The 23,978-nt window shown below is 46.1% G+C and carries 21 protein-coding genes and 1 tRNA gene; 18 read left to right on the forward strand and 4 right to left on the reverse strand.

The window, feature by feature from the left end:
- Positions 1-28 precede the first annotated feature (28 nt).
- The 12 genes from PV783_RS01230 to tatA all read left to right on the forward strand — a co-directional run bounded on the left by PV783_RS01230 (position 29) and on the right by tatA (position 11,118).
- Positions 29-703 (forward strand): FadR/GntR family transcriptional regulator, encoded by a 675-nt coding sequence (locus tag PV783_RS01230; RefSeq protein WP_420986905.1) that lies wholly within the window; start codon positions 29-31, stop codon positions 701-703.
- Positions 704-752: 49 nt separating this feature from the next.
- Positions 753-1,973 carry an MFS transporter gene (locus PV783_RS01235; protein WP_079471119.1) on the forward strand — a complete coding sequence of 407 codons (1,221 nt, stop codon included), beginning with the start codon at positions 753-755 and terminating at the stop codon, positions 1,971-1,973.
- Between the two features lie 66 nt (positions 1,974-2,039).
- The gene (locus PV783_RS01240) at positions 2,040-2,912 is read left to right on the forward strand and encodes an EamA family transporter (RefSeq protein ID WP_420986906.1); all 873 of its coding nucleotides are present in this window, start codon (positions 2,040-2,042) and stop codon (positions 2,910-2,912) included.
- A 67-nt stretch (positions 2,913-2,979) separates the two neighbouring features.
- Positions 2,980-3,630, forward strand: coding sequence for a tetratricopeptide repeat protein (locus PV783_RS01245; protein WP_079471121.1), 651 nt, complete (start codon positions 2,980-2,982; stop codon positions 3,628-3,630).
- A gap of 110 nt (positions 3,631-3,740) precedes the next feature.
- Complete coding sequence (locus PV783_RS01250; protein WP_420986907.1) at positions 3,741-5,687, forward strand: TonB-dependent receptor plug domain-containing protein; 1,947 nt, start codon at positions 3,741-3,743, stop codon at positions 5,685-5,687.
- Between the two features lie 17 nt (positions 5,688-5,704).
- Entirely contained in the window at positions 5,705-6,298 is a 594-nt protein-coding gene (locus PV783_RS01255) for a DUF6580 family putative transport protein (protein ID WP_336388975.1), read from the forward strand.
- 193 nt (positions 6,299-6,491) lie between these two features.
- Positions 6,492-7,820, forward strand: coding sequence for a DUF5074 domain-containing protein (locus PV783_RS01260; protein WP_420986908.1), 1,329 nt, complete (start codon positions 6,492-6,494; stop codon positions 7,818-7,820).
- 61 nt (positions 7,821-7,881) lie between these two features.
- On the forward strand, positions 7,882-8,394 hold the full coding sequence (gene cobU / locus PV783_RS01265; RefSeq protein ID WP_420986909.1) for a bifunctional adenosylcobinamide kinase/adenosylcobinamide-phosphate guanylyltransferase: 513 nt from the start codon (positions 7,882-7,884) through the stop codon (positions 8,392-8,394).
- Between the two features lie 11 nt (positions 8,395-8,405).
- Positions 8,406-9,452: a nicotinate-nucleotide--dimethylbenzimidazole phosphoribosyltransferase gene (cobT, locus tag PV783_RS01270; RefSeq protein WP_420986910.1), complete on the forward strand. Its 1,047-nt coding sequence runs from the start codon at positions 8,406-8,408 to the stop codon at positions 9,450-9,452.
- Positions 9,449-10,225 carry an adenosylcobinamide-GDP ribazoletransferase gene (locus PV783_RS01275; protein WP_111579869.1) on the forward strand — a complete coding sequence of 259 codons (777 nt, stop codon included), beginning with the start codon at positions 9,449-9,451 and terminating at the stop codon, positions 10,223-10,225. The genes cobT and PV783_RS01275 overlap by 4 nt, the downstream gene beginning before the upstream one ends.
- Positions 10,210-10,767 carry an alpha-ribazole phosphatase gene (gene cobC, locus PV783_RS01280; protein WP_159454361.1) on the forward strand — a complete coding sequence of 186 codons (558 nt, stop codon included), beginning with the start codon at positions 10,210-10,212 and terminating at the stop codon, positions 10,765-10,767. The genes PV783_RS01275 and cobC overlap by 16 nt, the downstream gene beginning before the upstream one ends.
- A gap of 129 nt (positions 10,768-10,896) precedes the next feature.
- Positions 10,897-11,118, forward strand: coding sequence for a twin-arginine translocase TatA/TatE family subunit (tatA, locus tag PV783_RS01285; RefSeq protein WP_079471128.1), 222 nt, complete (start codon positions 10,897-10,899; stop codon positions 11,116-11,118).
- An 80-nt stretch (positions 11,119-11,198) separates the two neighbouring features.
- Here the strand turns inward: tatA and PV783_RS01290 are convergent, their stop codons facing one another.
- The 4 genes from PV783_RS01290 to PV783_RS01305 form a co-directional block, all read right to left on the reverse strand.
- Positions 11,199-12,524: a DUF5690 family protein gene (locus tag PV783_RS01290; protein ID WP_420986911.1), complete on the reverse strand. Its 1,326-nt coding sequence runs from the start codon at positions 12,522-12,524 to the stop codon at positions 11,199-11,201.
- A gap of 337 nt (positions 12,525-12,861) precedes the next feature.
- On the reverse strand, positions 12,862-14,448 hold the full coding sequence (locus tag PV783_RS01295) for a SusD/RagB family nutrient-binding outer membrane lipoprotein (RefSeq protein WP_420986912.1): 1,587 nt from the start codon (positions 14,446-14,448) through the stop codon (positions 12,862-12,864).
- A gap of 26 nt (positions 14,449-14,474) precedes the next feature.
- On the reverse strand, positions 14,475-17,687 hold the full coding sequence (locus PV783_RS01300) for a SusC/RagA family TonB-linked outer membrane protein (RefSeq protein ID WP_420986913.1): 3,213 nt from the start codon (positions 17,685-17,687) through the stop codon (positions 14,475-14,477).
- A gap of 101 nt (positions 17,688-17,788) precedes the next feature.
- Positions 17,789-18,373: a helix-turn-helix domain-containing protein gene (locus PV783_RS01305; protein ID WP_079471760.1), complete on the reverse strand. Its 585-nt coding sequence runs from the start codon at positions 18,371-18,373 to the stop codon at positions 17,789-17,791.
- An 88-nt stretch (positions 18,374-18,461) separates the two neighbouring features.
- On the opposite strand from PV783_RS01305, the gene PV783_RS01310 reads away from it, so the two are divergent.
- The 6 genes from PV783_RS01310 to PV783_RS01335 all read left to right on the forward strand — a co-directional run bounded on the left by PV783_RS01310 (position 18,462) and on the right by PV783_RS01335 (position 23,938).
- Positions 18,462-19,028, forward strand: coding sequence for a MarC family protein (locus PV783_RS01310; RefSeq protein ID WP_079471132.1), 567 nt, complete (start codon positions 18,462-18,464; stop codon positions 19,026-19,028).
- A gap of 49 nt (positions 19,029-19,077) precedes the next feature.
- Positions 19,078-19,152: transfer RNA gene (locus PV783_RS01315), tRNA-Arg, on the forward strand.
- A gap of 91 nt (positions 19,153-19,243) precedes the next feature.
- Positions 19,244-20,653 (forward strand): hypothetical protein, encoded by a 1,410-nt coding sequence (locus tag PV783_RS01320; protein WP_420986914.1) that lies wholly within the window; start codon positions 19,244-19,246, stop codon positions 20,651-20,653.
- A gap of 345 nt (positions 20,654-20,998) precedes the next feature.
- Positions 20,999-22,111 carry a DegT/DnrJ/EryC1/StrS family aminotransferase gene (locus PV783_RS01325; protein WP_079471134.1) on the forward strand — a complete coding sequence of 371 codons (1,113 nt, stop codon included), beginning with the start codon at positions 20,999-21,001 and terminating at the stop codon, positions 22,109-22,111.
- A 4-nt stretch (positions 22,112-22,115) separates the two neighbouring features.
- Positions 22,116-23,300, forward strand: coding sequence for a glycosyltransferase (locus PV783_RS01330; RefSeq protein WP_420986915.1), 1,185 nt, complete (start codon positions 22,116-22,118; stop codon positions 23,298-23,300).
- Positions 23,301-23,320: 20 nt separating this feature from the next.
- Complete coding sequence (locus PV783_RS01335; RefSeq protein ID WP_420986916.1) at positions 23,321-23,938, forward strand: acetyltransferase; 618 nt, start codon at positions 23,321-23,323, stop codon at positions 23,936-23,938.
- Positions 23,939-23,978 lie beyond the last annotated feature (40 nt).

A 23,978-nucleotide genomic window follows, 5' to 3' on the forward strand; every position in this document is an offset into this window, starting at 1 on the left:
TCTATTACCTTTGCAAACATCAGATGATATGATGAATACAAATAATTCTCCTTTAAAACGACTCAGCCTGGCTGAAGAGGTGGCAGACCGCCTGCAGGAACTGATTACGTCCGGCAAATATGCAGTAGGCCAGCAGTTGCCTACAGAACCGGAGCTGATGCTGCAGTTTTCCGTAGGGCGTTCCAGCATCCGGGAAGCGGTGAAAATACTGGCTCACCGGGGACTGGTGCGGGTGCAACAGGGGCTCGGCACCTTTGTGTTATCGCAATCGGGCACCGGGGAAGCGCTGTCGCAGCGGTTGCAGCGGGCCGATTTCAAAGACCTGAATGAAGTGCGCTTCCTGCTGGAAGTAAAAATTGCGGAGAAAGCTGCCATGCACCGCAATAACAAGGATATTGAAAAGATGAAAAGCTTCCTGAAAAAGCGTTTTGAATATGCATCCGGTAACCAGCTGGAACTTTGTATCCAGGCGGATATCTGCTTTCATAATGCCATAGCAGAAGCAGGCAAAAATGAAATAATGCGGGACCTGTACAGAATAGTGGCAGAGCACCTGAAAAAGTCGTTCCTCCTGCGTTATGCCAACACGGATTCATTTACTGACACGCAGCATTATCACGATGCACTGCTGCAAAGCATTATAGATAAAGACCCAAAGAAGGCACTGATTTGGGCAACGAAAATCAGTAACCACGGCAAATAATTTTTTTACCCTAAAACATCAGATGATCTGATCTTAAAAGAAGAAAAAAATGGAAACAACATTACCAGAACAGCCCAAAGCCGCCGCACAACAGGCAGCACAGCAAACGGTGCTGTCTATCCTATTGGCGTTGAGTTTTACCCACTTCCTGAACGACACCTTACAGTCGCTTATTCCCGCGATGTACCCGGTACTTAAAAATTCACTGAAACTAAATTTCACACAGGTAGGGCTTATCACGCTCACCTTCCAGATGTCCGCATCCCTGCTGCAGCCACTGGTGGGCCTGTATACCGATAAAAAGCCACAGCCCTATTCACTGGCTATTGGCATGAGCTTCTCCTTGCTTGGACTGGTATGTTTATCATTGTCGCAGAGCTTCCCGATGGTACTGATATCTGTAGGCCTGGTAGGCGTTGGTTCTGCGGTGTTTCACCCCGAAGCTTCCCGGCTGGCGCACATGGCCTCCGGCGGGAAACATGGCATGGCGCAATCCCTGTTCCAGGTAGGCGGTAACGCCGGCAGCTCATTGGGTCCATTACTGGCCGCGATGGTGATTGTTCCCTTCGGACAGTTTCATGTGATCTGGTTTTCTATAGCTGCATTGCTGGCGATTGTGGTTATGCTGAACATCAGCAAATGGTACCTTTCCAACACACACCGCATCAAACCAAAAAAAGCGGCGCTGGAGCTGAACAGGCCGAAACTATCCAATTCCACCGTGATCTTTTCACTGGGCATCCTGCTGGTGTTGATCTTCTCCAAATACTTTTACATGGCCAGCATGACCAGCTACTATACTTTTTACCTGATGGACCGTTTCCATATTTCAACGCAGGCGTCGCAGGTATACCTGTTTATCTTCCTGTTTGCAGTAGCGGCGGGCACCTTTATCGGCGGGCCTGTTGGCGACCGTATCGGGCGTAAGTATGTGATCTGGATCTCCATCCTGGGCGTGGCGCCGTTTTCATTGCTGCTGCCACATGCCACTTTGTTCTGGACGGCTGTACTCAGTGTATTCATTGGCGTTATACTCTCTTCCGCTTTCTCTGCCATCCTTGTTTATGCACAGGAACTGGTGCCGGGTAAAGTAGGTATGATTGCAGGATTATTTTTTGGTCTTGCTTTTGGTATGGCCGGCGTAGGTTCCGCCCTGCTGGGCCGTCTTGCGGATGCCACCAGTATCTCCTATGTATACCAGGTTTGCGCATATCTTCCTTTAATAGGGCTCCTTACCGGTTTGTTACCGAACCTTGAAAAAAAGAAATAACCACATTTAGCGGAGGCCATCGCCTCCGCTAAATTCGCATACATTCGCAGCACTAAAACAATTCTTATGTGGAAAGGCATACTGCTTGTGCTTCTTGGCGCATGCAGCTTTGGGATATTATCAACGATCGTTAAATCGGGCTATCAGCAAGGATATACATTAGGCGAATTATGCAGTGTGCAGGCGGGTTTCGGGATGCTGGCGTTATGGATCATCCAGGCATTTTCCGGTAAAAAAACAGTGGGCTTAAACAATAAAGATGCCCGCACCTGCTTTATCCTGGGCAGTTCCACGGGCCTGGTAAGCATCACTTATTATCAGAGTGTACAATATATCCCGGCCAGTATTGCTATCATATTGCTGATGCAGTTTACCTGGATGAGTATGCTGGCAGAATGGATCATTTATAAAAAGCGGCCTTCCCCGGTACAATGGCTTGCGGTGTTTTTTATTCTTGGCGGCACCTTGCTGGCCGGGGGCGTATTTAATCACACTGAAACCATGCTGAACTGGAAAGGCATTGGTTTTGGTTTGCTGGCAGCCCTCTGTTACACGGTATTTATAGTGGTGAGCGGCCGGGTGGCCGCATCACTGGGGCCGGTGCTGAAGAGTGCCTGGATTGTTACCGGCGCATTTGTGCTCATTACCCTGATCTTTCCCCCGCTGTACCTGTTTAATGGCCGTTTTACCGGCACCAGCCTGTGGATCTGGGGTATTCCCCTCTCCCTTTTCGGTACGGTGCTGCCGCCCTTCCTTTTTTCAAAGGGGATGCCCCAAACGGGGGTATCGCTGGGCGCCATCCTCAGCGCCGCCGAGCTGCCGGTGGCTATGCTGGCGGCTACCATTTTCCTTCATGAATCCGTGTCTTCCCTGCAAATCCTCGGCGTGGCCATCATATTAAGCGCTATTGCCATGGCGAATCTGAAACGCCGGAAATGAAAACCCATGAGGTGTTTTTTTTATTTATCTTTGCACCCTCTATTAGTGATTTACGAACTGTTTTTTCATGAAAGCATTTAATTTTTTTATTCTATATCGCCTCCCGATCGGTATTGTATTACTGGCAGGTGGTATTGCGCTGGGCCTTACTGTTGGCTGGTGGGAAGCCACCATTGTGCTGGTGCTGGCACTGGTTTGTTTGGTAACACACGTGATGTTTGGTCCCATGAGAATGGTACAGGAAGCCGTGGAAGCCGGTGACATTGAAAGGGCCACCGCCCTGATGAACCAGGTGAAGTTCCCGAAACTGCTGTACAAACCCATCCGCTCTGTATATTATTTTATGCAAAGCAACATGGCTATGTATTCCAATGATCTTGATAAAGCTGAATCCACCATCCGCCAGAGCATTAACTCCGGCAGCCCGATGAAGGAATATGAGGGGATGCAGTATTTTCAGCTGGGCACTATCGCCTATCAGAAAAACGACCTGAAAACAGCCGATCAGAACCTGAAAATTGCGATGCGCAAAGGCTTGCCTGACAAGGAAAACACGGCAGCAGCCCTGTTAACCCTGGCTTCTATTGCCATGAGCCGCCGCGACTTCAAATCCGCCAAAGAATATTTCCGCAGGGCCAAAGCTCAAAAGCCTACCACTGCGCAGATCGTAAGCCAGATCAAAGAAATGGATAAATATATTTCCCGGATGCCGGGATAAGTAAATTGCCCCTGGCAATTTGCCTTTGAAAATGCAGTGGAGATAAAGTAACCTAACCTTTGTCCCTGCTGCATTTTTATTTTAATAAACCTTCAACTAATATTTCGCGGATGCAATTTAAACTTTACACGTCCTTACTTTTATCTGTTGTGCTGTACACCGCTGCTACCGCACAGGATACCAGCCGTATCAGCCAGCTTAATGAAATTACCGTTACCGCCGTTAAAGGCCCCCAGAAGGCCGGGGAAACCGGCAAGGTTGTCACCATCCTTTCACATGAATACCTGCAGCGGAACAGCGGCAGGAGCATCGCCGGCATCCTCAACCAGCAAACCGGCCTGATCATCAACGGCGCCGAAAACAACCCGGGCACTGTACCAAACGTATACATGCGCGGAGCATCCAACGGCAACACCCTGATCCTCGTAGACGGGCTGCCGGTAAGCGACGCCTCCCAGATCAATAATACTTTTGATCTCAACTTCATTTCACCCGACCAGGTAGAACGGATCGAAATACTCCGGGGCAGCCAGTCGACCCTCTATGGCTCCAATGCCGTAGCAGGCGTGATCAACATCATTACCCGTAAAACCGGCGATAAAAAGTTCGGCGTGGGCGCCACTGCCAGCTATGGCAGCTACCATGATTTCCTGGGCAATGTAAATGTACACGGCAATGTTAACCGCTTCTCTTACCTGGTAAGTTATAAACATGAAAAAACCAGGGGCTTCTCCGATGCCTACGACTCCACCTACAAGGCCGGATTTGATAAAGACGGCTTCCGGCAAAACAGCGTTTTCGCCAAACTGGGGCTGGCTGCAGGAAAACGCTGGAACTTCGGCTACTTACTGAACTACAGCAACTATCGCCACGACCTGGATGAAGGCGGCTATAAAGATGAAACGGATTATAACGGCAAATCAAAGTACCTGCTCAATGGCCTCACCAGCGAATACCGGTTTAAAAACGGCTCCTGGCATGTATTATACAGTTACCAGCATACCAAACGGGATATCTTAAATGATTCCGGCTACGTTGGTGTAGGCGCCTACGCCCGGTACGACAGCTCCCTGTTTACCGCCAACACCCACCAGGTGGAAAGCTATGTGAACCTGGACCTGAGCAGCCGGATAAGGCTGATCGGAGGCGCTGCCTTTAACCGCTCCGCCACCGACCAAAAGGACTTTCTCCAAAGTACCTACAGCCCCGGAATTGATACCACCACCTTATCGCCGGATAGCTCGCACACCAGCCAGATCAGCGTATATGCCTCGTTCCTGCTGCACAACATGGGAGGCTTTAATCTCGAAGTGGGGGGCCGGTTTAATCACCACAGCCGGTATGGTAATAACCAAACCTTCTCCATCAATCCATCTTACCTGATCAACCCACATCATAAAGTATTTATCAATATTTCTTCTGCCTACAGCGTTCCTACACTGTACCAGCTGTATGCAAAAGGCTATGGTAACCAGGATCTGAAGCCGGAAACCACTACCAGCTATGAAGCCGGCTACCAGGCGGATGTGGTTAACGGCAAAATAGACTTCCGGGTAACCGGTTTTGCCCGCAATACCCACGACCTGGTGATCTTTTACTTTGATCCTGTCACCTTTTTCAGCCAGTACCGCAATGCCAATAAACAAAAGGCTTATGGTGCTGAAGTGGAAGCCACCTGGAGAATTACCAGGACGCTGCAGCTAACCGCCAATTACACCTATGTAGATGGCCGTGTTACGGTGAACCAGAACGGTAAGGACTCTTCCTACTACAACCTGTACAGGGTACCCAAACACGCGGTGAATGCCACTTTAGGCTACCAGGCCACCCAGGCGCTATATGTGGCCGCCACCTGTAAATACATAGATAAACGGTTCGAGGGAACCCGGCCAATGGGGGATTATTATACCGTGGATTTATATGGTGAATATAAATTTGGTAACTTGCTTAAAATTTTCGCCGGTTTCAGAAATATTACAGATTATCAGTATTTTGATATTTCGGGTTATAATTCACGCCGGTTCAACTTTAATACCGGTATTGTATTTAATTTGTAAACATTAAAACCAACATAATGTCTTTAAAGAATCTTAATCCACGGTTTGGCGTACTGCTGCTGTTTATACTGGCAGCTGGTGTAATACGTATCGTGTTGGGATCAGATGCAACGATGCAACCAATCGCTATGTTTACGCCGGTAGGCGCGATGGCTTTATTTGGCGGCGCTTCTTTTTCACAGAAGTGGAAATCATACGCCTTTCCTTTATTGACGCTGTTTGTTAGCGACATTATCCTGATGCAGGTTTTTCATAAACAATATGCAGAAGGTTTACTGTACAGGGGTTGGGTGTGGAACTACGCCAGCTTTGTACTGATCGTATTACTGGGTCAGCTGTTAATCAAGAAAGCAAGTGTGGCCAATATCCTGATGGGTTCTGCGGGCGCAGCGCTCCTGCACTTCCTGGTATCCAACTTCGGCGTGTGGGTAAGCGGTTCCACCAACATGCTCACCGGCTTACCGTATACCAAAGATGCAGCAGGATTAGCAAGTTGCTATATCCAGGCTATTCCTTACATGTGGTATGTACTGGTAGGTAACATCGTTTACAGCAGCATTTTCTTTGGCAGCTTTGAACTGGTAAAGCGCAGACTGCGTTTTGCCCAATAATATTTTTACATTTGTTTTTTAGAGATTTGGGGCTCAGGCAGATGAACACATTTGTCTGACTCTAAATCTCTAAATTATTATAGGGGATTCACTATTTCTCTCTTCTGCATAGCATTTCTGTATTAGCACCCTGGCTACAGTTTAACTGTAATACCCATACGAAAACAAGACATACGAAAATAAATCACAACACATGCGCAGCATTTCACGCAAATTTCAGATTTCCTTTATTGTAGCAGTATTCGCTATTGCAGGATTAGCCTCCTGTTCTAAAGATAATGAGGCAGAAGTAATTGTACCACAGATAGTAGCTCCGGGCTTAAAAGACGGTAAAGATACCATCTATATCGGCGACAGCCGGGTGTTAAGCCCGCAACTGGCAGAGGTGAAAAATCCTACCTTTCTCTGGCTGGTAAATGGCGTGCAGGTAAGTACCGATTCTACCTATACTTTCACCGCAGCAGAAAGAGGAGATTATACCATCTCTTATAAAATAATTTCCGGTAACGCACTCGCTACCTACTATTACCGCATCAAAGTACTGGGCAAATTTGAAAATGGATTTTTCCTGGTGAATGAAGGTCAGTATGGCAAGGAAAACGGCGATGTGAATTTTTACCGCAATGGGGAAGATTCCGTTTACCAGTATGTATTTAAACGTAATAACCCTGGCAAACAACTCGGTCAAACCACCGACTATGGCGCCATTTACAAGAACAAATTATACCTCGTATCCAAGCAGGGCGCCTTTGTAGTAGCAGATCCCGGCACCATGAAAGAAACCGGCCGTATTGATCAGCTACCGGCTTTTGCCAATTCCTTTTGCGGTGTAAACAGCAGCACTGGTCTGATAGGCACCGCTGATGGCGTGTATCCCGTTAACCTGCAAACACTGGCGCTGGGCACTAAACTGGCCGGCGTAACCGGACAGGTTGGTGGTATGGTAGCGGCAGAAGGCTACATCATCGTAATGTCCGAAACCCAGGGCATGGTAGCGTTGAACAATACCGATTTAAGCGTGGCAAAAATACTGGGCCCTGCGGATGTAGGCTTTACACGCACACCCGACGGCACTGTTTGGGCCGCCCGCAATAACATGTTGTTTGCCATTAATGCCAACAACCTGAAAATGGATACCGTTACAGTTCCATTCCCGGTATATGGCGCGTGGGGCGCATGGAATGCCGGTATGCTGAGTGCATCTACTATTGAAAATGCCGTATTCATTGGTAAAACCAACGCATGGGGCGCTGGTGGCAGGGAAGTATACAAATATGCAGTAGGTAATCCCAATTCCCTGAATGCACCATTTGTAACCATTCCGGCCGGCCGTGAAATGTACGGTGCAGGAGTAAGATACAATCCGGGTAACAATACCATCGTAGTAACAGATGTAAAATCCGGTTATGGCGATAATTATAAAGATAACACGCTGTACATCTATGATGCCAGCAGCGGTAGCCTGAAGAAAAGCGTGAACTTCATGGGCTTCTTCTTCCCGGCAATGCCGTTATTTAACTAATAACTTCCGGCAGTTGGCGTTTACAAAACGCCAACTACCGGAAAAGGCTAAACGCTTTTCTATGCTTCATTTAATTACAGGCGGCGCCCGTTCGGGTAAAAGCAGGTACGCACAGGAGCTGGCCTTATCACAAAGCGCTCACCCGGTATACGTGGCTACCGCCAAAGTATGGGACGACGATTTTGCACAGCGCATACAACGGCACAAAGAAGAAAGAGGACCGGTGTGGGTGAATTATGAAGAAGAACTATATGTAAGCCGCCTCCCGCTGGACGGGCATACTGTAGTGATCGACTGCATTACCCTGTGGCTTACCAATTTCTTTACCGCACATCATTATCATACCGATAATACCCTCCAGGCCATCCAGGCAGAAATACACGCGCTTCACCAGAAAGCAGGTACTTTTATTATTGTAACCAACGAAATTGGAATGGGCGTGCATGCCGAAACAGAGGCAGGTCGCAAGTTTACAGACTTACAAGGCTGGGTGAACCAGTACATTGCACGTATAGCCGGTACCGTTACGCTAATGGTGTCCGGCATTCCGGTTGTAATTAAAAATGACGCGTAAAAAAATCCCTCATGATGAATGATATCCGGATAACACCCGTATCACCCGGGCTGAGAACTGCCTTACAGGATAAGATAGATCAGAAGACCAAGCCTCCCGGATCGCTGGGAAAACTGGAAGGACTTGCCTTGCAGGCCGGCCTGGTACAAAATACACTGACGCCTTCCGTGAAGAATCCCGCTATCATTGTATTTGCAGGTGATCACGGCATTGCGGCGGATGGGCAGGTAAATCCTTTTCCACAAGCCGTTACCGCGCAGATGGTATATAACTTCCTGAACGGCGGCGCTGCCATCAATGTGTTCTGCCGGCAGCATCAGCTGGACCTGACAGTGGTAGATGCCGGGGTAAACCATGAGTTTGCGCCGCATCCGCAACTGAAAGACCGCAAAATGGGCATGGGTACGCAAAACTTTCTGCATATGCCGGCCATGTCGCTGGACCAGTGTAAACTGGCCATGCAGGCGGGCGCCGCCGAAGTAAAGCTGCTCCACGAAAAAAATTGCAATGTGATTGGCTTTGGAGAAATGGGTATTGGCAATACCTCCGCGGCGTCGTTGCTGATGAGCCATTTTACGGGCATACCGGTGGCCGAATGCACCGGTGCGGGCACTGGCAGCAATGCGCAGCAACTGGCCCAAAAAAGAGCCATTCTTCAGCAGGTAATGGCTAAACATGCATCACCTGCATCGCCGGAACAGGCCCTCGCTACATTTGGCGGCTTTGAAATTGCCATGATCTGTGGCGCCATCCAACAGGCCGCCGCTTTAAAGATGCTGGTAGTGATAGATGGCTTTATTGTAACTGCCGCTTTGCTGGCTGCCGTGAAAATGCAACCCGCCGTGAAAGACTATTGCATCTTCGCGCATTGCTCTGAAGAAAAAGGACATAAAGCCATGATGCAATATCTTGAAGTAGCGCCTTTGTTACAAATGGATATGCGTTTGGGAGAAGGCACCGGCGCCGCACTGGCAATTCCGCTGATCCGGAGCGCGGTAGCCTTCCTGGAAGAAATGGCCAGTTTTAACAGTGCACAGGTATCAAACCGTACGATATGAAAAAACAGTGGCAGTTACTGCTAACCGCTATCATGTTCTATACGCGTATACACGTTCCCGTTAATACCCCCTATTCTCCGGAGATGCTCAGCAAAGCGACCCGCTATCTTCCGCTGATAGGATGGATAACCGGCGCGATTATGATAGGCGTATTATATGTACTGGGCGGCATTGCCCCACCGATGGTGAGCATCCTGCTGGCCATCATTGTGGGTGTATGGGTAACCGGCGCTTTTCATGAAGACGGATTTGCAGACATGTGTGATGGTTTCGGCGGCGGATGGACCAAAGAGAAAATCATGGAGATCATGAAAGACAGCCGCATTGGCACTTACGGGATGCTGGGACTGTTGCTGATCATGACGCTCAAGTACCTGTCGCTGCGGGAACTGCCGCTGTATAAAGTTATGCTCGCTATTGCCAGCGCGCAGCCATTGAGCCGTTTTGTAGCGGTAACAGTGGTGTATACCCATAAATATGCCCGTGAAAACGAAGACAGCAAAGCGAAGCCTATCGCCCAGGGCATTTCTTTGCCTGACCTGGGAATAGCCGCCATCTGGGGCTTTATTCCTTTTATTGCAGCGATGATTTACCTGCAAAACTATACCCTGCTGCTCACCATCCCTACCCTGATACTGGCCCGCTGGTACATGGTACGGCTCATGCAGAAGTGGATAGGCGGCTATACCGGCGACTGCCTGGGCGCCGTACAGCAGGTATCGGAAACTGTTATTTATTTATGCTTTTGTATTCTCACATGGAAATATATCTGATCCGGCATACCACGCCGGCAATAGAAAGTGGTATTTGTTACGGCGCTTCCGATGTGGATGTGGCAGGTAGTTTTGATACCGAAGCAGCCCGTATAAAGCCGCTCCTGCCCTCCGGCCCTCTGGAGGTATACACCAGCCCTTTACAGCGCTGTGAGAAGCTTGCTGCCGCCTTATTTGGCAATAATTATATCAAAGACGACCGGTTAAAGGAAATGAATTTTGGCAACTGGGAAATGCTGCCCTGGGATAACATCAGCAAAAATGCTTTAAGCAAATGGGCAGATAACGTGGTATTTGAGCACATTCCGGGCGGAGAAAGCTATGAAGAATTGTATAACCGGAGTATCGAGGTTTTGGAAGAAATAACCGCCTCGGGAAAGGATACAGTGCTGGTTACGCATGGCGGGGTGATCCGCTGTATTGTGGCGCATGTGACTGATACCCCGCTCGTGGATGCGTTCGACATTTCGGTGGATTATGGTCATATTTCGCATTTACAAGTGGAAAACGGGGAAGTAAAAGTGATATTTTCTAATCTGTAAATAATTGTCTTTAAATCAATTATATTAATATTTTTAAATATCTCCCTAAAAAACAAAAAAACTGGTAATTCGTGCTAACTTTATGTTTACATATACCATATATAAAAGCACATAATAAAATCTGTTATAATGACAACATCTTTTCTGAACATCCCGCTTTTGTTTTTGCAGGAAATAGGTATCAAAGAATTACTGCTGATAGCATTGGTAGTATTGTTATTGTTTGGTGGTAAGAAGATACCTGAGCTGATGCGTGGTTTGGGTAGCGGCATACGTGAATTTAAAGATGCCAAAGATGAACCATCAAAGAAAGGAACTAAAGCTGACGCGCCAGACGCCAAAGCGAACTAAATTCCTGTTATAAAAACAAAAGGCAAATTGCGCATTCAGCATGCACGATTTGCCTTTTTTTATGCTTTAGCGGTCAGCAGTCAGGCCGCGATCTGTACTTCTCCTTCGAGGTTTGAAGCACTTCTATTGTTCACTGATTCATATCTTTTTTTAAAATACCAGGCGGATGCTATCATCATCACGATGCCGGTAACAGATACACCCAGTACTGCATCCATAAAAAACTGGCTCCACGACAAAGCCATACCACTGAAGTTTTTAAACAACATCACCAACACACTTCCCAGGTAGCCAAAAGAATCTGCCACATAAATTATAAAACCCACATTGCTTACGTATTTAAACACAGCGATCAAACGTTCAAAGAAAATACAGTTAAACGGAATGTATCCCATATACAACCCGAGTCCGGTTAAAGTCATCCACCATACCGGGTCCAGCCGGTGCTGCTTGTATAGCAATGTGCTGATCAATGCCACCAGGAACCCCGTGATCACAATAAAGTGATTCAGCATAAAGGCATGGAAATTATTCTTCACAAATACCAGTAATCCCATAATCACAATGATAGCCAAAGACACAGGAATTTCTGTTTGGGTGAAGATGCCGGCCTGGGTACCATAACCGAGATCTTTCCAGATATCTGCCGCGAAATTATCACGCATATCCCTTAACACCGTGAGCAACACATAGCTGGCAATCAATAACACCAGCCCTGGTAAGAAAGCCTGGAGAAAAGCCTTTCTTTCCGGTTTATTCATAGGCGCACGGCGTGTTCTCAATTGCTCATCTGCGGCTGTGGGAGGCGGTATCTGTTCCAGCAACAATATGCATATCATGATAGGCACTATAAATACAAGCCCTGTGATAAAAGGCATCCAGTATTCTGTGACGTGCCAGTTCACCACTGTCATTTTTCCCACCGACTTCACAAATCCGGAAGAAAAAATAAAGCTGACCGACAACACCGCTCCCATGAATTCCGTACTGCGCCTGCCTTCCAGGTAACTGAACACCAGCCCCCAGATCATGCCCAGCGGAAACCCGTTAAGAAAAAGGAACAGGATGTTATAAGGCGCCGGCACCACTGCAAAACCCAACAGGGCCAGCCATGCAATTCCTATCAGCACCATAATGCTCTGTGCCCGTTTATTCCCTTTCATTTCCGCAATGAAGCGGATGCCGTAAAATTTACTGCATGCATAACCAATTGTTTGTGTAATTACCAGCCAGATCTTGTAATCAATCCCCAGGAAAGTAACGCCCTCAAAAATGCCCGCTGTAAAGGGTTTACGAAAAGCATACATGCAGGAATAAGTACCAAAGGCCACCAGGGCGGCATACAATGAAAATGTAACATGATGTGCATGCTGCAACCGCTTCTGTATCCAGGTAATATTCAACATCGTAAACAAATGGTTTGGGACAAAGGTGCAGGTCTTATGTAAACACAATGTTAACAAATGCTGAACTTAATGTTAAGTATGATTAAACATATTTGTGGCCTTTGGCCACTGAAATTGTCTTGGAGCAGGATTAAACTTATTACGCTGATTTCACTGATTTACTTTTTCGATTTTTTTTAAGATTAAATAATTTAGGGAGATAAAGCGAATAGATCCGCTTATATCTCCCTAATCCTTTATAAAAATCTAAAAAATCAAAACATAATCAAATCAGTGAAATCAGCGTAATAAGTTTAATCCTGCTCCAAGACAATTTCAGTGGCCGAAGGCCACGCCCCTACTTCAGCAGCCACATATCCGCGTTGATATCATCTGTAGTACCGCCAAACTGGCTCTTCAACGAAGCCGTCCAGTTGATAGTATTGGAAGAGCGGTCGGAATCCGGATATTTGAAACGTTTAGGAATAATACCACTGTTACCAGTACCTGAGCCTACACTGAAAGTAGGTACACCGGTTCTTCTCCAGTTGATATAAGCCTCCCAGCCGGAGTTCTCAAAAAAGGCCAGGTACTTCTGTGTGAGGATCTGTGCAAGCCCCTGTGTATTGTTGCCTTTATACTGCACATTCGCCTGCTTATAATAAACGTTTTCAAAGTCGAAAGGCACATCATAACGTTGACCATTATACGTTTTAGTGATGACACCCGCAGCTTCAGCCGGGATACCATAAAAAACGAGAGATGCTTTGATTCCTTTTTTATACCAGGCTTCCGCATCTGCAGTAATCCAGCCGCGGTTAGCCGCTTCCGCCAGGTTAAAGCACAGCTCCGGGAACCCAAGCAATATACCAGGCTCAGCTGCATAACTGCTGTAGTAGCGGCTGCGGCTCCGAACAGAATATACAGCATTATTTACGTCAGACATTTTTGAAGACATATTATCCAGGCTTTCACCGGAAGCGGCACCCACATAAGCAGTGATATCTGCCGGTGACTTACCCATCTTATTCACCTGTTCAGTGGCCGGTTCCGCAGTTACGTATGCACGCGGATCATTAAACGCTACCAGGGTATTGAGGTAAGTGGCAGACATATTATACCGCGTAGCATCAAAGCCCAGGTTATCCGGATTGGACGGATATTTATTGATGTTGTTGTAGATAAACTGCAGGTTCTGATCAGATGATTCCATCAGTGGATATTTAGCAGGATTGCTAACAATATCTTTAAACTGCTGTGCTACTTTCAGATCGGCATCGGCTGTTTTTTTACTTAAAGTAATGAGCACGCGTAAACGGAAAGTATTTACAGCGCGCTGCCATTTGCCGAGGTCATTTCCATAATAGAAGTCACCTTTTAACAGCTGTCCTTCTGCGGTATTACTTTTATCCGGATTGGCAATCTGCTGCCCCAGCTGCGTGTTGGCTTCATCCAGCCATTGCAGGATCTGAACAAAAATTTTCTTCTGTTCATCATATGCAGGCGTCAGATTGTCTTTCCCCTGTAATGCATCTTTCATTGGTAAATCTCCTACCAGGTTGGTCATACGATAAAAGAACCAGGCCCGGAAAAACTTGCCCAATGCTGAATACGGATTCACTGCCTGTCCGCCTAAACGGGTGGCTTCCGCTTCCATTTTCTGCACGTTGGTCATGCTGTAATAACTGTCAAGATCTCCACCACCCCAGTCGTAACGCTGATCACCATAATAGTTATAGTTACAGCAGTCGAACTGGTTCCAGCGCATCACATTGCTCCAGGGTTTATCCTTATTCATATCCGCCAGCACACCGCCCAACACCAGGCTGGGAGGAGTTTGTGAAGGCTTGTTGGTGTTGATGGCATAGTCATCATACTTCTTATTACAGCTACTGAGTACAGCACCTGTTAAAGCAATGAAGGTTAATATTTTGAAAGATTTCATACAATACATTGTTTTAAAGTGACAGATCAGAAGCTGAGGTTGATGTTAAAGCCATATCTCTTCGTAGTAGGTGTTTGCAGGGTAGAAGAGCCCTGGTCCGCACCCGGATACTGGTCGAGATCCACATCTTTATTTTTTGCAAAATAGAGCAGGTTCCTGCCTACAAAAGATATATTGGCTGATCTGATAAAAGAGCCTCTCAGTATGGTTTGCGGCAGCGCATAGCCGATAGTTACCTCACGCAGCTTTGCAAATGTTTTGCTGATCAGGTTTGCTTCGTTGGTTCTGTAATACACGCTGATATAATCCTGCAGGAATGTTTTAGTGGTATTGGCTCCATACTGCAGTTTATCGTAGTTGGTAATATTACCGTTGTTATCATACTGGATAGGTACGTTGTTATTCACCACTACGCCCTGGCCCAGGTAAGATTTCACACCTTTATAATCCTGGTAGCGGGCCTCTCCCATCGCGCCTTCTGTAGTAAGGATATTACGTCCGCCACGGAAAGTTTGCTGCTGAATATAATCGATCATGCTGCCACCTACACGGCCGTCGAACTGGAAACTGAGGCTGACGCCTTTATAGCTGAAGCTATTGTTGATACCCCAAACCCAGTCGGCACTCGCGTTACCGAGAAACTGTTGTGTTGGATTCACTACCGGACGGCCATCTGTACCGTTAATGATTTGTCCGTCGGCAGCTCTTACGAACTTGGTACCGTAAATCTTATCTACGCGGTCGCCCACGCCTACAAAGGCATTCAGCTTATCTTCCCCGTCGTAGATCTTTGTATATTTTTCCTGGAAGGTAGACCAGTTAGCGGTGACGTTCCAGTTAAGACCATTTGGATTCCGGAGAGGACTGCCATTCAGGGTTACTTCATAACCTGTTTTACGGGTGTTTACGCCGTTGATACGGTTCTTTGCATAACCGGTAGAACTTGGAATAATTACATCATAGATCTGCGGGCCATTCTGACTGGTAAAGTAAGTACCGTCAATGCCTATACGATTTTTCAGGAAACGGATATCCACGCCTGTTTCCACCACCTTGCTGGCAAATGGCTTCAGATCAGGATTTGCAATAGTTTGTGAGATATAGGCGCCTGCCTGGTTCTGATAAACCGGGGCAACATTATAGAAAGAAGTGTTGTAAATAGGACCATCATAAGACGACTGGTACTCAGAGCCATATCCCAGCGGGTAAGTAGCCAGCGGCGTAGCGCCGATAGTAGCCTGTGTAAAACCTCCCTTTACGTTAGCATAGGAGCCGCGCAGCTTCAGGAAGGAAACTACTTCCGGCAGTTGTATATAATCCGACAACACGGTACTAACGGCAACAGATGGGTAAGAATACACATTATTCTGTGTCGGCAGGTTAGATGACTTATCAAGACGGTCTGTTAAGGAGATGGTGGCATATTTACCCAGGTCGATATCTATATAACCATAAGCGCTCAATACCAGCATAGGTGCGTAGTAGTTGGTGGCAAATAATGGATCGCGGCTGTTGGCAAATCCGTACCATCCTGGTGCATTCAGGTAACCGGTGGATACATAGCTGGAGTTATACCGGTAAGAGCGTGCATTACCGCCTACAGAAGCGTGGATGCCGATCTTATTGGGGAAAGTATTGGTATAAGACAACAGTACATCCGTGTTATTTTCAAACATGCTGCGTTTGTCTTCCCGGTAGTCGCCTTTCCCTTCTTCACGGCCGTAAGGGTGTGCGGAGAAGGGCACTTTTTCATTCCTCATCAGATCGTAGGTAGTGATCTGTGTGCGGGCCAGCAGTTCCAGTTTATCGCTGAACTTATAGTTCAGTTTTGCATAGCCGTTTACATCTGTTTTATAGTGTCCGCGTAACCACTCATAGGTCATGAACCAGGGGTTATGATAGCGTTGGTATTCAGCGTAAATTGATTGTATACCTTCTTTGCCCGGCTGCCAGTAGTTGCGCATGTCATCCATGCTCCAGTCGGCGCCCGCCCATATCAGGGTGTTATAAATAATACTGTTTGGGCCGTAGGTTACATCCGGGAAATTGTTGGAGTACTGGCGGTTATAGTTCATGTAGGCATCCAGTCGTAGCCGGGAGTTGAAGTTATAACCTGCGGAGATATTGAAGTTGGTAATGTTCAGCGATGTATTCGGTACAATTCCTTTCTGGTAGGAATGCGACAGGGAGAAGCGCAGATCGGCTTTTTCTGTGTGGGAAGATACCGCGATGTTATTGGTGCTGAGCATACCTGTTTGGAGGAAGCGTTGCAGGTTGTTTTTACCGCGGGCAATCCACGGGGTACCGGTACGTTTACCTGTTGCCGGATCTACCGGGCTATCGTACTGAGGGATGAGCTGACCTTCGAATTTAGGGCCCCATACATCATAGTCGCCGTCGTTGGTTCCACCACCTTTACCATCTACAAAAGCATATTTACCATGATCGCCGGGACCGTATTCATCCTGTACTTTTGGGATGGCATTGAATCCTTTTTCGAACATGGTACTGGAGTTAAAATCAATAGAAAGGCCGCGCTTATCTTTTGTTCCTTTTTTGGTGGTGATCATGATGGCGCCATTGAGGCCACGGGAGCCATATAACGCGGAAGCAGTTACCCCTTTCAGTACGGTATAGCTTTCAATATCATCGGGAGAAATATTCCAGGTATCAGAATTAATGGGCACGCCATCTACTACATACAAACCTATATTATTACCGCGGAGCAATACCAGCGGGGCCGACAGCAGTTCTGCAGAGGCGCCTACCGTGAGGCCGGCCACTTTACCTGCCAAACCATTCACCGGGTTGGGTTCCCGGGCTTTGATCAGATCCGCTCCTTTTACTTCCTGTACAGAATAACCCACCCTTTTTACTTCTTTTCGTATACCCAATGCCGTTACTACTACTTCGTCGAGGGCTTTTTTATCCGGCTGGAGGATAATGGTTACGTCTGAAGCACCATTCAACGCATACTGTTCGGGCAGGAAGCCAATAAAACTAACCTGGAGGATGTCGGTACTGGCTGCGGAGATGGCAAAGCTACCGGTGGCATCGGTAACAGCGCCGCGATTGGCGCCTTTTACTTTAACGGTGGCTCCGATTACCGGCTGGCGGTCGTCGCCTGCGATAACCTTTCCCGTAATTGCCTGCTGGGCATGTACAGATAGGGTGATGAATAGCAGCAATAACATGGCGCATAGCTGCCTTTTGAGCGCCCGATGTAGATTTGATTGCATGTAAAAGTAGGTTTGGGTAAATTATTTACATGCAAAGTTTAGAATCCTATGTGACCGGAATGTTAACCTATACTAAATTTAATGTTAAGTATTTGTAATCCTTATTTATCGTTGTCGAGGAAGAAATATACGACCAGGATCTGTGCATTATCCGGGCCTATGTTGCGGGGTTTATGTCCGAGGCGGCCGTCGAAGAAGAGGGAGTCGCCTTCTTCCAGCACATATTTTTCGTTGTCAATGAGGTATTCAACGGTGCCTTTGATAATGTACTTATACTCGTAGGCATCTGTTTTTACTGTCTGGGAGCGATGGGCGCCCTTTTTCAACTCCAGCAAAACGATATCCACCGGGAAATTCTTTACATTTTTGGTGAGCACCCGTTTATATATAAATCCTTTGGCAGGTTCCTTTTCAAACTCCTGGTAGGCGGCTTTTTGTTTGATGATGACCTTCGCGCTCTGGGTTTGCTGATCGATTTCATTAAAGAACTCGTTCATATCCAGCCGGAGGGCCTTGATAATATTGATGAGTACCAGCAGGGAGGGTACCGTTCTGTTATTCTCTATCTGGGATATCAGCCCTTTACTCACCTCGGCCCTGTCGGCCAGCTCCTGGATGGTAATTCCTTTCGCCTTTCTCTTTTCCTTGATCTTATTACTGATCTGTATGATGATATCCTCTGTCATATTAATTGTAGTTAAAACAAATATAAGCAGAAAGCGGCCAGGATAAAAACGTTCATCATTCTCCCTATATTTACACAAAATAGCATTCATGTTCAGCATCGACCAAATTCTGGCCATTACCTTTACATTATTTGCGGTTATTGATATTGTTGGCTCTATCCCGGTACTGGTATCCCTGAAAGAAAAGCTTGGCCACATAGATGCCGGCAAAGCCACGCTGGCTTCGGGTTTCCTGATGATTTTGTTCCTGCTGGTGGGAGAACCGTTCCTTAAATTACTGAGCGTAGACGTACATTCCTTTGCGGTAGCGGGTTCTATCGTAATATTTGTAATCGGGCTGGAAATGATCCTGGGATTGGAGTTCTTTAAAACAGACCCTGATGCCAAGGCCGGCAGCGTGGTACCCATCGCCTTTCCGCTGATAGCCGGCTCCGGTACGCTGACCACCATCATGTCGCTGAAAGCTAACTTCGGGCAGTATAATATACTGGCCGGTATCTGCCTGAACCTGGTGATCATATACCTGGTACTCCGCAGCCTGAATTATATAGAACGCATGCTGGGCAAGGCCGGGCTGATGGTGCTCCGCAAATTTTTCGGGGTGATCCTGCTGGCTATTGCAGTAAAAATCTTTAAAAGTAATATCAATCTTTAATGCAATTTGGGATTGTACATTAGAAAATGTAGATTTGCGCGAGTTTTATGGCCTCGTAGTACAATGGATAGTATAAGAGTTTCCGAAGCTCCAGATTCAAGTTCGATTCTTGACGAGGCTACCACCCAATATCCGCAAATGATTTATTTGCGGATATTTTTTTGATACCTTATCAGTTGAAATCATTTTTTGTACCCATAACCACCCTTTCATCTATGAAAAGAAAACTTCTTTCTTTGTTTGTCGCCTGTTGCAGTATGGCAACAGCATTTGGCCAGGATCCTTATATTAATAATCAATTAACTGCAGCACAGCCTGCAAACGCCTGGATTAATGGGAAATTCACTTCCAGTTTTATACAAACATTTACAGGAACGAGCACAAATGGAAATCGCCATCACGACTTCTTTGGCGGTACTACTACTCCTGCCGGCGCCAATCTCAGATGGGCCTTTGCATTACAGGGAACCGAAACCAGTGGAAATATTGGTTCAGATTTCAGGATCTGGAGTTATAATGATGACGGTACTTTTCTATCCAGTCCTTTTTCCATTGCCCGGGCATCTGGAATAGTAAGCATTCCCGGCTCTCTTGCCGCTACCATTATTAACACCAATAATACTTCAGGAGCATTAAGCATTTTTGGCGGCGCAGCCAGCGTTAACAGCCTTCGTGGTGCAGAAATTGGTCTTCGTGGTGGTGGATACAGCACCACTCCGGGCGAAATGACGTTCCATACAGGGCTAGGCGGTGGTGGTACATCACAGCCGGAGAGAATGCGTATTAATGCTGGTGGGTTGGTTACGATGGGGTATGGTTTATCATTGAATAATACCGGTTCAAATCTGATTAATTTCAATTCAGCTGGGATTGCACCTCCTTCGTTGGGTACCCGGAGCACTGGCTCCAAAGTAGTTTTGTTCTCCGCTCTATCGCAAACGGAAAGCGATTATGCAGCTGGGATTGAGGACACACACATGTGGTTCAGTGTACCTGTAAATAATAATACAAGAGGCTTTAAATTTTACGGTGGCACTACTCAAATCGGCAGAATTGACGGGGTTGGTAATAACCAATGGGAAGGCCAGGGAAGATTTAAAGGCTGGCTTACAGGCACAGCGGCAACTGGCCCTGCTGCAGAAATAGGGATATCTGCCGGACGCGCATCATTTATTGGTTATGACCGGACACCCGGAGCTGCAAAATATTTACCTGTGCTGCTTGCCGGAGGCACCACGGCTACTAATCAAAAAACGCTCATCATTACTGATGCAGGCGTTGGCATCGGAACCTTAACTCCCCAGTCTGAACTTTCTGTGAAAGGCACCATTACCGCACAACGGGTAAAAGTAACCCAAACCGGCTGGGCAGATTATGTATTCCATAAAAACTATCAACTTCCTTCTTTAGCCGAGGTAGAAGCCTATGTGCGCGCCAACCAGCACCTGGAAGGAATTCCTTCTGCAGCAGAAGTAGAAAAAGAAGGTATTGATGTGGGGGAAATGAATAAAAAGTTGCTGGCAAAAGTGGAGGAGTTAACGCTATACCTGATTGAACAGAATAAGAAGATAACTGCATTAGAAGAGTGGAAGAAACAACAGGAAAAACTCCCCATTCATCCCTAATCACCAGGACATACCATTAATCTGTAAAGTACCGGCACCCTCCAGGATTGCCGGTACTTTATTTTTACAATCCTTTCGATAACGGAAAATCTTAAATATCCCAACGCCCGATTCTCAAAAATCAGGCTCCCGGTAACCGCCACTCAGACAGCTACACATAATCAAAAAATATATTCAATAAAGTGCTTTTTATAATAGAGAAAGAGTTTATTTGTATGTTAATGTTTAGCTTTGCAAGCGATTTTCCGGACTTTTAAAAGTAAATACATATACTCCTTAAGCCGTGAAAATCCATAATAAAACAACTGCTTCCGTTAAAATCATTCATCTTGATAATTATTATCCATGAATAATTATAAAATACCTGTCTACAGACCTTCTTTAGGAGAACTGGAAAAGAAAAATGTATTGGAGTGTTTAGACTCTACATGGATTTCATCCAAAGGAAAGTTTATTACCGAATTTGAAAGAGGGTTTGCCGATTATTTAGGTATGGATCATGCAGCTGCTGTTTGCAACGGCACAGTTGCCCTGCACCTCGCGTTGGTGGCATTGGGTATTGGCAGCGGAGATGAGGTGATAGTACCTACTTTAACCTATATCGCATCTGTAAACGCTATCGCCTATACAGGCGCCACACCCGTTTTTGTTGATTCAGTAGCGGAAACGTGGCAGATCAGCCCTGCAGACGTGAAGAAAAAGATCACCAGCAAAACCAAGGCAGTCATTGCGGTTCATTTATACGGACACCCCTGTGAAATGGATACCCTGGCGGCTATCTGTAAAGAGCATGACCTTTTCCTGATAGAAGACTGCGCAGAGGCCATTGGAAGCAAATACAAAAACAAATATGCCGGTACCTTTGGCGATATTTCTACCTTCAGTTTCTTTGGTAATAAAACAATCACTACAGGCGAAGGTGGTATGGTGGTAACAAACGACCAGACCCTCTATGACCGTATGGTGCATTTCAAAGGCCAGGGGCTGGCAAAGCACCGGGAGTACTGGCACGATGTGATCGGCTATAATTATCGCATGACAAACATCTGTGCGGCTATCGGAGTGGCACAACTATCAAAGGTAGAAGAAATCATCGCTAAAAAGAGAGAGATTGCAAAAGCATACCAAAACGCCTTTAAAGGCTCCAGTGTTACCTTTCATGCAGAAACTGAAAATACGTTTCATTCCTATTGGATGTGTTCCATCCTGGTGAAGAACGCCGATGAACGCGATGAGGTAAGGGATGTTCTTAAAAAAGCAGGCGTTGAAACAAGACCCCTCTTCTATCCCGCCCATACCATGCCTATGTATTCGGGTAAATATGAAAGACATATCGTAGCTGAAGACTTAGGCTGGAGAGGTATTAATCTTCCGAGCTTCCCTGAGCTGACTTTTGAAGAGATCACATACATCACCCATCTCATTCTTAATTATTATAAAAACAGGGAGACTGTCTGAGGTTATGCAGAAAAGAAAAATAGGCATACATGCCGCAGGCTTTATCGGATGGGGAGGCGGAATTGATTTTCTTAGGATGATTATCCGGGGCATTCTTTCCACAAAAAAATATGAGGTTATTGTACTATTACCTGACCGTCTGACTTTTAAGGATAAGATAAAAAGAAGCCTGTCACGTTTCAGCTTAACAGCAAATAAAAATACTCCCCGGCAATTCAGCGATCAACGGAATTTATTCAGGGAATTTAGCCCCGAAGCGGTAAGTGTTTCCTATAAAAAAAGTCTAAAGAAAGCAGTAAAACGACATCATATCGACCTGCTCCTTCCCTGCATAGAAGTAGTAAATCCGGATATTGATATTCCCTGGGTAGGCTATATCTACGATTTCCAGCATGAATATCTTACACAATTTTTCACTCCCGAAGAAATTAAACACCGGCAAATACAATTTGGCAACACAGTACACACTGCCAAAAATGTGATTGTAAACTCATACGCAGTAAAAAAAGATATTGAAAAATTTTACCCGGATAGTACTGCCAAGGTCACTAATCTTCCTTTTACACCTTTATTCAACAGGCAATTACTCAGCAGTAATTTTACGGAGATAAAGAATAGATATGCTTTACCCGATAAGTATTTTATAATCTCAAATCAGTTCTGGATACATAAGTCGCATATTACGGCTTTCCGCGCCCTGCAAATTTTACATTCCATATCAAATGAACGGGTGGCTATTGTATGTACAGGTGACACCGGTGATTCCAGACGCGCTGATTATTTTGATTCGCTGAAAAAAGAGATCCGGGATTTAGGAATCGAAGACAAAGTATTTTTCCTGGGGTATATCTCAAAGCCGGATCAGATCCAGCTATTATTGCATTCAGTAGCGCTGATACAGCCCACTCTTTTTGAGGGTGGACCTGGCGGCGGTGCTACTTACGACGCTATTGCCTTTTCAAAGCCAGCTATTATATCCGATATAGATATTAATAAAGAAATAAATGATCCGCTGGTAACTTTTTTCCAGGTAAATAATCATGCAGACCTGGCAGATAAGATGAAAGCGGTGCTGGAACAACATAAAAGCAGCCATTGGCAGCTGGATGCTGATAAACTGGAAGAAGAAACAGCACAAAGAATAAGCGTACTGGGAGATGTACTTTCAGCGCTTATTGATTCAATTTGATTACCCTTTAATTTTACCCGATGAAAGACATCTATATTTTAGGCGCCGGAGGATTTGCAAGAGAAGTCTATTTTTTAATTACACAGATTGGCCAATACAATATTAGGGGCTTTGTGGATATAACAGCTGGTCCGGAGATAAAGATAGGCCATCAGTTGGTGGATGTCATCGGAGAAAACGACTTACATAAGCTGCAGGGGGTATCTCTCGCAGTAGGTATTGGAAACCCTCGGATTATTAAAAAATTAACAGACATCTTCGGAGAGAAATTTGATTTTCCTAACCTGATTCATCCCTCCGTAGTAGCGGATTTCAGCAATATTTCATGGGGCCGGGGGAATATCGTAACTGCCAACTGCATTTTCACAACTGATATAAAAATAGGGTCCTATAATATTTTCAACTTAGCCACTACCGTTGGACATGATGCCGAGATTGGCAATTGTAACGTACTCAATCCCTGTGTATCCATATCAGGCTTTGTAAAAGTAGGAGATGCCAACCTCATCGGAGTAAAGGCCACTATCCTGGAAAACAAAACAGTTGGGAGTAACGCTATTGTAGGCGCTGCCAGTCTGGTACTGAAGAATGTACCGGATAATGTTACCGTAGTTGGAGTGCCGGCGGTGATAAAATAATTTTCTTTGAAAGAGATCAAACGCCATTTATAAAGGAAGA

Source organism: Chitinophaga sp. CC14 (assembly GCF_048957795.1).
Classification (GTDB): Bacteria; Bacteroidota; Bacteroidia; order Chitinophagales; family Chitinophagaceae; genus Chitinophaga; species Chitinophaga ginsengisegetis.

Coding starts and splice junctions, on each gene's coding strand:
- PV783_RS01230 (WP_420986905.1), top strand. CDS start 29: ATGATGAATACAAATAATTCTCCTTTAAAACGACTCAGCCTGGCTGAA.
- PV783_RS01235 (WP_079471119.1), top strand. CDS start 753: ATGGAAACAACATTACCAGAACAGCCCAAAGCCGCCGCACAACAGGCA.
- PV783_RS01240 (WP_420986906.1), top strand. CDS start 2,040: ATGTGGAAAGGCATACTGCTTGTGCTTCTTGGCGCATGCAGCTTTGGG.
- PV783_RS01245 (WP_079471121.1), top strand. CDS start 2,980: ATGAAAGCATTTAATTTTTTTATTCTATATCGCCTCCCGATCGGTATT.
- PV783_RS01250 (WP_420986907.1), top strand. CDS start 3,741: ATGCAATTTAAACTTTACACGTCCTTACTTTTATCTGTTGTGCTGTAC.
- PV783_RS01255 (WP_336388975.1), top strand. CDS start 5,705: ATGTCTTTAAAGAATCTTAATCCACGGTTTGGCGTACTGCTGCTGTTT.
- PV783_RS01260 (WP_420986908.1), top strand. CDS start 6,492: ATGCGCAGCATTTCACGCAAATTTCAGATTTCCTTTATTGTAGCAGTA.
- cobU (WP_420986909.1), top strand. CDS start 7,882: ATGCTTCATTTAATTACAGGCGGCGCCCGTTCGGGTAAAAGCAGGTAC.
- cobT (WP_420986910.1), top strand. CDS start 8,406: ATGATGAATGATATCCGGATAACACCCGTATCACCCGGGCTGAGAACT.
- PV783_RS01275 (WP_111579869.1), top strand. CDS start 9,449: ATGAAAAAACAGTGGCAGTTACTGCTAACCGCTATCATGTTCTATACG.
- cobC (WP_159454361.1), top strand. CDS start 10,210: ATGGAAATATATCTGATCCGGCATACCACGCCGGCAATAGAAAGTGGT.
- tatA (WP_079471128.1), top strand. CDS start 10,897: ATGACAACATCTTTTCTGAACATCCCGCTTTTGTTTTTGCAGGAAATA.
- PV783_RS01290 (WP_420986911.1), bottom strand. CDS start 12,524: ATGTTGAATATTACCTGGATACAGAAGCGGTTGCAGCATGCACATCAT.
- PV783_RS01295 (WP_420986912.1), bottom strand. CDS start 14,448: ATGAAATCTTTCAAAATATTAACCTTCATTGCTTTAACAGGTGCTGTA.
- PV783_RS01300 (WP_420986913.1), bottom strand. CDS start 17,687: ATGCAATCAAATCTACATCGGGCGCTCAAAAGGCAGCTATGCGCCATG.
- PV783_RS01305 (WP_079471760.1), bottom strand. CDS start 18,373: ATGACAGAGGATATCATCATACAGATCAGTAATAAGATCAAGGAAAAG.
- PV783_RS01310 (WP_079471132.1), top strand. CDS start 18,462: ATGTTCAGCATCGACCAAATTCTGGCCATTACCTTTACATTATTTGCG.
- PV783_RS01320 (WP_420986914.1), top strand. CDS start 19,244: ATGAAAAGAAAACTTCTTTCTTTGTTTGTCGCCTGTTGCAGTATGGCA.
- PV783_RS01325 (WP_079471134.1), top strand. CDS start 20,999: ATGAATAATTATAAAATACCTGTCTACAGACCTTCTTTAGGAGAACTG.
- PV783_RS01330 (WP_420986915.1), top strand. CDS start 22,116: ATGCAGAAAAGAAAAATAGGCATACATGCCGCAGGCTTTATCGGATGG.
- PV783_RS01335 (WP_420986916.1), top strand. CDS start 23,321: ATGAAAGACATCTATATTTTAGGCGCCGGAGGATTTGCAAGAGAAGTC.